Consider the following 8,790-nt stretch of genomic DNA (forward strand, 5'->3'; position numbering starts at 1 on the left):
CGCTTCACGGCAACGGTGAGGCCGCGCTGGTGCTTGGCGCAGTTGCCGGAGATGCGGCGCGGAAGAATCTTTCCGCGCTCACTCGTGAACTTCCGCAAAAGGTTGAAGTCCTTGTAGTCGATGTGGTCCATGCGATTGACGCAGAACTGGCACACCTTTCTCTTCGGCTTGCGAATTCTGCCGCCGCCTTCTCTCTTCACGAGAGACCTCCTTAGCGTTGAGTGAAGATTGTCGTTCGAACTGGAAGCCCGGCCGAGAACGCCTCGTTGGCGGTCGCGGGATGCCCGCGACCCCAGAGGACAGTGGTTCGGCCGAACCACCAGCGACTACGTATTGGTCGGCGCAGCCTTTTCGGCCGCGCCTCTAGAATGGGATGTCGTCGTCTTGGAAGCCAGGGTCACCCGAAGGTGCCGCGGGCCCACGGCTCGCGGGGGAGCCGCTGTAGACGGTTTCACGAGGAGCCGCGCCCTCGAAGCTCGATCCGCCGTCGTAACCGCCAGCGGAGTCGCGCTTGTCGAGCAGGCGGAGATCGCTGCAAACGACCTCTACCGCCTTGCGCTTCTGCCCGGTTTCCTTGTCTTCCCAGGAACGGGTCTGGAGACGCCCCTCGACGCACACGAGACGCCCTTTCGTGGCGTACTTGGATGCGAACTCCGCAGACTGCTGCCAGACGACGCAGTCGATGAAGTCGGTCTCTCTCTCCTGGCCCTGACCGCGGTTGCGGTCGATGGCGAGGGAGAAGCTGGCAACCGCTTTGCCGTTCGGCGTGTAGCGGAGCTCAGGGTCTCGGGTGAGGCGCCCGATGAGAATCACCTTGTTGTAGCTGGACATGGTACCCCCCTTAGTTGAGTCGTACGATCAGTGCTCGGACAACGGAGTCATCGATCTTCATGGTACGATCAAGCTCGGCGGCTACGGTCGGCTCGGCCTTGAAGCGCATCGTGACGTAAGTGCCCTCGCGCTTGCCGTTGATCTCGTAGGCCAGGCGACGGCGTCCCCAGTTGTCGAGGCTGAGGATCTCCCCGTTGCTGCTCACCTGCGTGTGATACTTCTCCACGACGGTGGTGAGGTCGGCTTCGTTGACAGAGATGTCGATGATGTAGGTGGCTTCGTAGGTAGGCAAAGCTACACCCCCTTCCTATGGACGTTTGGCCCCGCGGGTGCGCACACGGTGACGTGTGCTCGAGGGGCAGGAAGCTCGTCGGCTCGCGGGCGGTAGGCCCTGGGTTGCTGCGGCCGGCGGTGGCGCGGGCTTCTCTGTGCAGAGAGGCATTGGCCACGTGGCATCACCGGATGGGGATGCACACAGGGCAATAGGATATCACGCTGGGATGGGGCGCACAATGGAACGTATGTTCGATTTTGGCGGTGAAGGCGCTTGTTGGAGGGGAGTGCGCGAGCTGCTCAGATGCCCAGGGAGGTGGCTTCCTTCTCATACCCCTTGATTGCTTCGTCGCGGGTGACTGCGCGCATCTCGATGGTGGCGTGGTCGGCGCCCGGGGTGACCGACCGAACGACCCAGCCGTTCGGATGGGCTGCGCTGGCCGACTGGAACCACGACGTGCTCACCGCGCCGGGGTTCTCTTCCGACGTCTGCTCGATCTTCCAGGCGCGCTGCGGGCTGTCGAACGAGATGACCTTGAAGGTCTGCACCGCGAAGCGGCGATGCTTGCTGTCGTAAACGGTGAAGCGGAACCATCGCCCCGCGCTGAGCTTCTGTCTCGCCAGAACCAGGTTCTGGGTGAAGCGGGCCAGTGGAGACGGGGGAATCGGAACGTCTACGTTCTCGTGGGTGTTGAACTCGTTGTACTCGACCTTGAGCTTGCCCGTGTCGTAGTGAAACACGCCGTCGATGGTGTTGGTGACCGACTGTCCGCCCTTCCACGAGATGATCTTCTGGAAGAAGTTGGCGGGTCTCAGGTCGCCACCGAACTCCCACCAGTCGCGCTGCGCGTGCCGATAGCCGCCGTGCGTGAACAAGATGAGGTTCTGGTACTGGTAGGGCGCGCCTTCCCCGCGGGTGTACTCGCCTCTTCCGAAGCCCGCGCGGCGCCCGTTCACCGCAATGGTGACCCAGAACACCTCGGCCCTGGGGGTGTAGGCTGAGGAGGCGGGAGGCAACGGCTTGGGCAGCGCGGTAGCGCAGGCCGTGAGGGCTGCCATGAGAGCGAGCGCGATGACGAGTGCGCGCGCGGACGCGTGTCGGGAGGGCGTCAGATCCACAGGGGGCGACCGCGGTTGCGGCGGTTGATGTTCATGGCTTCCTTGACCACGCAGACCCCTTTGTAGTAGAGCGCGAGAGAGCGCTTCAGGGCCTCCGCAGGGCAGGTGTCCGGATCGTACTCGGCGAGGAGCGTGAGCGCCTCGTTGACCGCGCTCACGCCGGCAAAGCCCATGTCGATCTCTTCCTGGAACTCCTCTTCGAGACCGATGGGAATGGTCTGGTAGACCTCGGCGATCTGAATCTCTCGACGCGCCTGCTCGGAGATGAACTCCTGCAACCAGTGGCGAAACGCGCCGAGCTCCCACTCGCCTGTCTGCAGCAGCTCGCAACCCTGCGCCAGCAGGAGGATGCGCTCGTCTTCCTCGGGGATGGGGGTGTCGCCGTCGTCTTCGACGAGCAGCTTGCGGCACTCTCGGCAGTAGAGCACTTCCGGGTCGAGGGCGCACGAGCAGTGCGAGCAGATGAGGCTGACCACGTCGCTCAACTCGACAGCCATGCGCCAGCTACCGACCCGTGGACGGGACGGTGCTCTGGCATGGAGGATGCGGCGTGCGTGAGGCAGCGCCTGGCTGCAGGATGCATGGGAGAGCTACCGACTGTCCTTGCCGATGATCTTGTCGATGATGCCGTACTCAAGGGCCTCCTGGGCCGACAAGAACGTGTCGCGCTCCATATCGGCCCGAACCTTCTCGATGGGCTGTCCGGTGTGGAGCGCCACGATCTCTTCGCCGATCTCGCGCATCTTCACCAGCTCGCGCGCCTGGATCTCTACATCGGTGGCCTGGCCGCCGATGCCATGCTGCAAGGGCTGGTGGATCATGATGCGGGCGTGGGGCAGGGCGTAGCGCTTGCCCTTCGTGCCCGCCACCAGAATGGTCGAGGCCGCTGACATCGCCGCGCCCATGCAGATCGTGGAGACGTCGCACTTCACGAGCTGCATGCAGTCGTAGATCGCCATCTCGGCGGTCACCGATCCGCCGGGGGAATTGATGTAGATGTCGATGTCCTTGTCGGGGTCTTCCTGCTCAAGATACAGCAGCTGCGAGACGACCAGTCTCGCCGTGACCTCGTCGATCTCGTCGCCCAGGAAGATGATGCGGTGCTTCAGGAGACGGGAGTAGATGTCGTACTCGCGCTCGCCGCGCGCAGTCTGCTCGATCACCGTGGGGACGATGGTGTGCAGGGGGAAAGTCAACTGTGAACCTCTTTTCGACCTGCGCGCGGCGTGCGTGGCCGGCACACGGGGTCTGCTCGGCTTCCACTCGCTGGGTGGACCTTCCTGCATCTCAATGCGCACGGGTCGCTCTGGAGGTGCTTGCGGGCGCCGCGTGCGCGTCGAGGCTGGAAGGGGGACGGCGTCGCGTCACGAACCCGCACGGCATGTCGCACGCCACAGCACCTACCGCCGTCGAACGCGCCGTCTCGCTCTGGAACCAGCTGCTCGAAGCGCCGCACGTCGCCGAGCAGACCCACGAGGCGCTGATGCGGGGCATCGATGCGCGCGGTCTGCGGTATGGCACGCGCCCCATCTCGACGTTTCTGCGCCCGCGCTTCATCTCGAGCGAGGTATGGCGCCAGTGCGAGCGCGCGGGCGCCTGGTTCCACGTCTCTCTCGCCCGCTTGATGCCCCTGCTGGCAGCCGACCGCGCGATTCTCGACGACCTCGGCATCCACGACGGCCTCGCAGATCTCGTGCACGCCTGCGCGTCCCCGTCCCCGCTCTCGTTCCTGCGACTCGATGGCTTCATGGACGACGGGGTGCTGCGCCTGGTCGAGTTCAATGCCGACAGCCCAGGCGGCGCCGCATTTGTCGATGGGCTCGACGAGGTCTATCGGTCGCTGCCCATCTTCCAGGCGTTCTCGCGTCAGGTGGCCCTGCGGCGCCGTCCCAGCCTCCCCCTCATATGGCGTGCGGTGGAGAGCGCGGCGCGGTTCTTCCGGATCGCGCAACCGCGCGTGGCCATCGTCGACTGGCGCGAGGTGGCCACCGTGAACGAGTTTCATATCATCGCGGCAGATCTCGAGCGCCACGGCATCGCGGCCACGGTCTGTGATCCGCGTGAGATCGAGCTGCGCGGCGACGTCGTGATGGCCGCCGGAAGTCCCGTCGATATCGTTCTGAAGCGCGTTCTCGTGACCGATCTCGCCGCCCGGCCAGACGATTCGGCGGCGCTTGTGGAGGCGCTGCGTCGTCGTCTCGTGGTCGCGCTGAACCCGGTAGCGGTGCAGGCGGTGACGACGAAGAACCTGCTGGCGCTCTTCTGGGAGGGCCGCTTCGACCGCATCTTGAGCGCGCGGGCGCGTGCCGTGTGGAAGCGGCACATCCCCCTGACGCTGCGCGTCCGCGATGGCGCATTCGAGCGAGACGGCCGCAAGGAGGATATTGGACCCTGGATCCTCGCCAATCGCGAGCGCCTCGTGCTCAAGCCGTCTGACGCCTGGGGGGCGGACGGGGTTCGACTCGGCTGGACCTGCACCGATGGCGAGTGGTCGTCGGCGCTTGCCGAGGCGTTGCGCGTGGGCGACCACGTGGTGCAGGAGCGCGTGGCCATCCCCCTCGAGCGCTATCCGGAGCTCGACGAGGGCGTGCTGCGACATCGCGACATGCGCACCGAGATCTCGCCCTACACGTTCTCCCCCCGGACGAGCGGTGAGGTGCTGGCTCGGCTGTCGGCCAACGACCTGATGAACGTGAAGACGGGGGGCGGCGTGGTGGCGACGTATGTGGTCGACGCGGTGACAGATTCACCATGATGGCGCAATCGCCGCGATCGTCGGTGTCGCGCCACGGCCAGGAAGGGCGCTGACGTCATGCGCGGACGCATCCTCTTCAACGGCAACTTTCCCGATGACGCCGCCTTCGCCGAGCGCATGGGGGAGTGGATGGATGCATCGCGTCATGTCGACGATGATGTGCGGCGCAGCCGGAAGGTGCTGCTCGTCACGGCGGGCTGGGAGGCGCGTGAGCACGACGAGGGGCACGTCAAGCGCGCCCTCGGGCGCTTGGGCATCCCTTCGCGCATGGTCGACGGGTACGACGTGAACCTGCAGAACCTGTCGGCCTGGCACGCGTGCGAGGAGCTCGCGGCCCGAGAGCCCGCGCTCGCGGCGCGGTGGCGGGCGCGGGAAGCCCTCGTCGACGAGATCCGCACCCAGTATCTCGAGAAGAACGCGTTCCACATCGGCCTGCTCCGCCGCACCCTGGCCCATCTGCGCGAGCGGGCCGGCCCTCATCGGCTCGGCGATCTGCTCGCCGAGCTCCCGGGGGCGCTGGCGCATCCGCCGGACGATCTCGATGACCATCGGCTGCTCACCCACTTCCTTGTGCGTGATCTGGGCGATATCATCGCCGCGCTGTGCGAGAACGACGATCGCATGGTCGAGAAGCTCCGCGCGCTCGATGCGCATTTCTCAGCCGCCACGGGCATCGCACACAACGCGGCGTGGCGCGAGCTGCGCGCGCGCCTGGCCGATCGGGTGCTGAGCGCGAGCGCCATCTTCATCTACGGCGGTCATCTGGGCGCGCTTCATCGCAGCCTCAGCTTCTTCCGCCTGCGCGACGTGTTCGTGGAGGCCCTCCGGCGCGGCGCCTGCATCTTCGCGGTCTCGGCGGGGTCGCTGCTGCTCTGCGATCGCATCATCGTCTACAACGACTTCCCCTCTGAGCTCGGTCCCCGGCGCGAGTTCCAGCTGTTCGATCGCGGGTTCGGCCTCGTGCGCCACCTCCAGATCTTTCCCCACTGCACCGATCGCATCCAGACCGACGACGAGGACAATCTGGCCTATCTCGCGCATCGCTTTCGCAATCGCACCTGCGTGGGTCTGAACGAAGGGTCGTTCCTCCTGGTCGATCCGAGCAGGGGCCAGGGGGGACCAGCGGTCGCGGTGGGGCGCGACGATGACGTGTACGTCTTCGACCGCCAGGGCCGCAAGCAGCGGCGGCGGTTCGGTGAGAGCGTGCCGGGGACCGAATGAGGCAGCCCGAGGGCAGGCGCCCGCACGCCGCCGACCTCCAGATCGTTGCGAAGCAGTGGCAGGCGCTGACGGGGCTGCCGCTGCGCGCGCGGCGCGCCAACCTGCTCGGGGCCGGTGTCGAGCGCGAGGATGTGCTCTTCCCGATGCTGGCGGACCGCGCGTTCGATGAGCCGGACTTCCTCGAGAAGCTGGGGCGGCTGTCCGGGCAGTGGCTGCGTCTCTGCCCCTGCGCCACCACCCGCGCCATCGCGGCCTATGCCGCGTATCTCTCAGAAGACTACGGGCGCGCCGTCACCCTTCTGATGGCGTGCATCGCAGAGGAGCCGGACAACCTCGACACCTGGCTCGATCTGGCGTTCGCGTTGAACCACGCGGCAGACCCGCTCGGACGCCACATCCTGTTCAACCACGCCGCGTACATCCAACGCTACCCCGAGGGCGGGGAAGGGCCGTGCAGCCTGTCGCGCCTGCGCGCGCTGCGCGCGGCCATCGAGGCGGGCGCGGACGATTACGCGCAGACGTGGTCGCGTGGTCTCGACGGCGTCGAGGTTCGCCGCTGAGCCCAAATCAGCTGCCGCAGGGGCCGTTCGGATCTCCGCAGCGGCCGCAGCCTGCTCCGCCCCCGCCCATGTCGAACGACGGGGTGCTGCCGCCGGAGACCGAAGAGAACACCGAGAACAGCTTTCTCAGCTTCGTGCTGCTGCACGACGGGCAGTCTACCGTGGCCTCTGTGTTGAAGACCAGCTTCTCGAACTTGTGGCTGCAGCCTTCGCAGACGTATTCATAGACGGGCATGTCGAATCTCCTTCTCCTTGACCGGGCGAGGGCCTACGCTTCGTCGCCGAAGACGGCGCCGTGCCACCCCTTCACCGCGTCGCCTCCGAGCTCGGCCATCACGTGCTTCACCCGGGTGTACTCCTCGAACGCGTACATCGACATGTCCTTGCCGAAGCCGCTCTGCTTGAAACCGCCGTGCGGCATCTCCGATGCGATGGGGAGATGGTCATTGATCCACACAGTGCCGAAGTCGAGACGTCGAGAGACGTTGAACGCCTTGAAGACGTCGCGGGTCCAGACGCTGCTCGCGAGACCGAACTCGACGTCGTTGGCCTTGCTCACGGCCTCGTCGACGGTGCTGAAGGATCCCACTGCCAGCACGGGACCGAACGCCTCGCACTGCATGAGCTCCGCGTCCTGCGCTACGTCGGTGACCACGGTAGGCGCGAAGTAGAAGCCCGCACCCAGGGCACCGTCGGTGAGGCGCTGTCCGCCCACGGCCACGCGCGCGCCAGCTTTGGCGGCGCGGTCGACGAAGCCGACCACCTTGTCGAGCTGCGCCGCCGACATCAGGGGGCCCAGGTCGGTCTTCTCATCAAGGGGATCGCCCACGCGCACCTTGCGGGTCCGGGCCACCAGCTTGTCGATGAAGGCCTGCTTGACGCTCTCGTGCACGTACACACGGGTGGCGGCGGTGCAGTCCTGACCGGTGTTCATGAACCCGGCCACGGCGGCGCCCTGTGCCGCGGCCTCGAGATCGGCATCTTCGAAGACGACCAGGGCCGCCTTGCCGCCGAGCTCGAGGTGCACGCGCTTGAGCGTCTTCGAGGCGGCCTCCATGATCGTGCGTCCGGTGCTCGTGTCACCGGTCAGCGAGACCATGTCGATGCGTCGATCGGTGCAGAGCATCGGCCCGACCTCGTCGCCTGGGCCGCTCACCACGTTGAGCACGCCGTCCGGGATGCCGGCTTCGCGGGCCGCGTCGGCCAGCTCGAAGGCGGTGAGCGGGGTGATGGAGGCGGGCTTGAGCACCACGGTGTTGCCGGCCGCCAGCGCCGGCCCGATCTTCCAGATGGCCATCATGAAGGGGTAGTTCCACGGGGCGATGGAGGCGATCACGCCGATGGGCTCGCGGCGGATCATGCTCGTGTAGCCCGTGACGTACTCGGCGGCCGCGCGCCCTTCGAGTACGCGCGCCGCGCCCGCGAAGAAGCGCAGGTTGTCGATGGCGAACGGGATGTCGCCATTCTTCGAGAGCTTGATGGGCTTGCCCGTCTGCAGCGTCTCGAGACGCGCGAGGAGATCGGCGCGGTTCTCGAGCACCTGGGCCAGCTTGAACAGTGCCGCGGAGCGCTCGCCGGGCGACAGGCCGCTCCATCGGCCGTCGTCGAAGGCGTGGCGTGCGGCGGCGATGGCGTCTTCGACGTCGGGGGCGCCGGCACTGGCCACACGTCCCACGAGGGCGCCCGTGGCGGGATTGCGCACATCGATGACACCTCCGCCGCGGGCGGATCTGAACCGGCCGTCGATGTAGAGGGTGTATTCGTGGATCTGGGTGGCCTCGGGCGTCACGGTCATGGAAGCGCTCCTCGCAGGGTTCTCACGAGCTCCGTCGCGCTGCGCGCAACGGGCTCGGCGGGTCTTGGCGGCGTGCGCCCAGGTCTCCTTCTGACGCCCGTCCCGGCCTCTTCCGCGGGGATTGCCGCGCGCAACCGAGGGAGGGTCAGAGCACCCGGAGCAGGCGCTGGGCCTTGCGGGGCCCCAGCAGACGGGTGGCCCACGCGGCAACGGGGCGTCGCAGCAGGTCGTTGCGC

The 8,790-nt window shown here is 66.7% G+C and carries 11 protein-coding genes; 3 read left to right on the top strand and 8 right to left on the bottom strand.

All coding sequences use genetic code 11. The annotated features are described in order from the left end of the window. The 6 genes from rpsR to EB084_13720 form a co-directional block, all read right to left on the bottom strand. On the bottom strand, positions 1-200 hold a 200-nt coding region (rpsR, locus tag EB084_13695), incomplete at its 3' end, for a 30S ribosomal protein S18 (protein ID NDD29311.1). 163 nt (positions 201-363) lie between these two features. After that, positions 364-831 carry a single-stranded DNA-binding protein gene (locus tag EB084_13700; protein NDD29312.1) on the bottom strand — a complete coding sequence of 156 codons (468 nt, stop codon included), beginning with the start codon at positions 829-831 and terminating at the stop codon, positions 364-366. Positions 832-841: 10 nt separating this feature from the next. Continuing rightward, on the bottom strand, positions 842-1,123 hold the full coding sequence (rpsF, locus tag EB084_13705) for a 30S ribosomal protein S6 (GenBank protein NDD29313.1): 282 nt from the start codon (positions 1,121-1,123) through the stop codon (positions 842-844). Between the two features lie 281 nt (positions 1,124-1,404). Then, on the bottom strand, positions 1,405-2,223 hold the full coding sequence (locus EB084_13710) for a hypothetical protein (GenBank protein NDD29314.1): 819 nt from the start codon (positions 2,221-2,223) through the stop codon (positions 1,405-1,407). Continuing rightward, positions 2,214-2,720: a hypothetical protein gene (locus EB084_13715; GenBank protein NDD29315.1), complete on the bottom strand. Its 507-nt coding sequence runs from the start codon at positions 2,718-2,720 to the stop codon at positions 2,214-2,216. The genes EB084_13710 and EB084_13715 overlap by 10 nt, the downstream gene beginning before the upstream one ends. 93 nt (positions 2,721-2,813) lie before the next feature. Further along, the gene (locus EB084_13720; protein NDD29316.1) at positions 2,814-3,407 is read right to left on the bottom strand and encodes an ATP-dependent Clp protease proteolytic subunit; all 594 of its coding nucleotides are present in this window, start codon (positions 3,405-3,407) and stop codon (positions 2,814-2,816) included. 197 nt (positions 3,408-3,604) lie between these two features. Here EB084_13720 and EB084_13725 point away from each other — a divergent pair, with 197 nt between their 5' ends. The 3 genes from EB084_13725 to EB084_13735 are packed head-to-tail and all read left to right on the top strand — an operon-like array spanning position 3,605 to position 6,759. After that, the gene (locus tag EB084_13725) at positions 3,605-4,978 is read left to right on the top strand and encodes a hypothetical protein (protein ID NDD29317.1); all 1,374 of its coding nucleotides are present in this window, start codon (positions 3,605-3,607) and stop codon (positions 4,976-4,978) included. 57 nt (positions 4,979-5,035) lie between these two features. Beyond that, positions 5,036-6,199: a hypothetical protein gene (locus EB084_13730; protein NDD29318.1), complete on the top strand. Its 1,164-nt coding sequence runs from the start codon at positions 5,036-5,038 to the stop codon at positions 6,197-6,199. Continuing rightward, a complete protein-coding gene (locus EB084_13735) occupies positions 6,196-6,759 on the top strand; it encodes a hypothetical protein (protein ID NDD29319.1) in 564 nt (187 codons plus the stop codon). Before EB084_13730 ends, EB084_13735 begins: the two co-directional genes overlap by 4 nt. Before the next feature lie 7 nt (positions 6,760-6,766). On the opposite strand, the gene EB084_13740 is transcribed toward EB084_13735, so the two are convergent. Continuing rightward, positions 6,767-6,994, bottom strand: coding sequence for a zinc ribbon domain-containing protein (locus tag EB084_13740; GenBank protein ID NDD29320.1), 228 nt, complete (start codon positions 6,992-6,994; stop codon positions 6,767-6,769). A 33-nt stretch (positions 6,995-7,027) separates the two neighbouring features. Continuing rightward, positions 7,028-8,554 (bottom strand): aldehyde dehydrogenase family protein, encoded by a 1,527-nt coding sequence (locus EB084_13745; GenBank protein ID NDD29321.1) that lies wholly within the window; start codon positions 8,552-8,554, stop codon positions 7,028-7,030. Between the last annotated feature and the right edge of the window lie 236 nt (positions 8,555-8,790).

Source organism: Pseudomonadota bacterium (assembly GCA_010028905.1).
GTDB lineage: Bacteria > Vulcanimicrobiota > Xenobia > RGZZ01 > RGZZ01 > RGZZ01.

Bases quoted from the DNA above. Each gene is read 5' to 3' on its own strand.
- EB084_13700 (NDD29312.1), bottom strand. From the start codon at position 831: ATGTCCAGCTACAACAAGGTGATTCTCATCGGGCGCCTCACCCGAGAC.
- EB084_13715 (NDD29315.1), bottom strand. From the start codon at position 2,720: ATGGCTGTCGAGTTGAGCGACGTGGTCAGCCTCATCTGCTCGCACTGC.
- EB084_13725 (NDD29317.1), top strand. From the start codon at position 3,605: ATGTCGCACGCCACAGCACCTACCGCCGTCGAACGCGCCGTCTCGCTC.
- EB084_13730 (NDD29318.1), top strand. From the start codon at position 5,036: ATGCGCGGACGCATCCTCTTCAACGGCAACTTTCCCGATGACGCCGCC.
- EB084_13735 (NDD29319.1), top strand. From the start codon at position 6,196: ATGAGGCAGCCCGAGGGCAGGCGCCCGCACGCCGCCGACCTCCAGATC.
- EB084_13740 (NDD29320.1), bottom strand. From the start codon at position 6,994: ATGCCCGTCTATGAATACGTCTGCGAAGGCTGCAGCCACAAGTTCGAG.
- EB084_13745 (NDD29321.1), bottom strand. From the start codon at position 8,554: ATGACCGTGACGCCCGAGGCCACCCAGATCCACGAATACACCCTCTAC.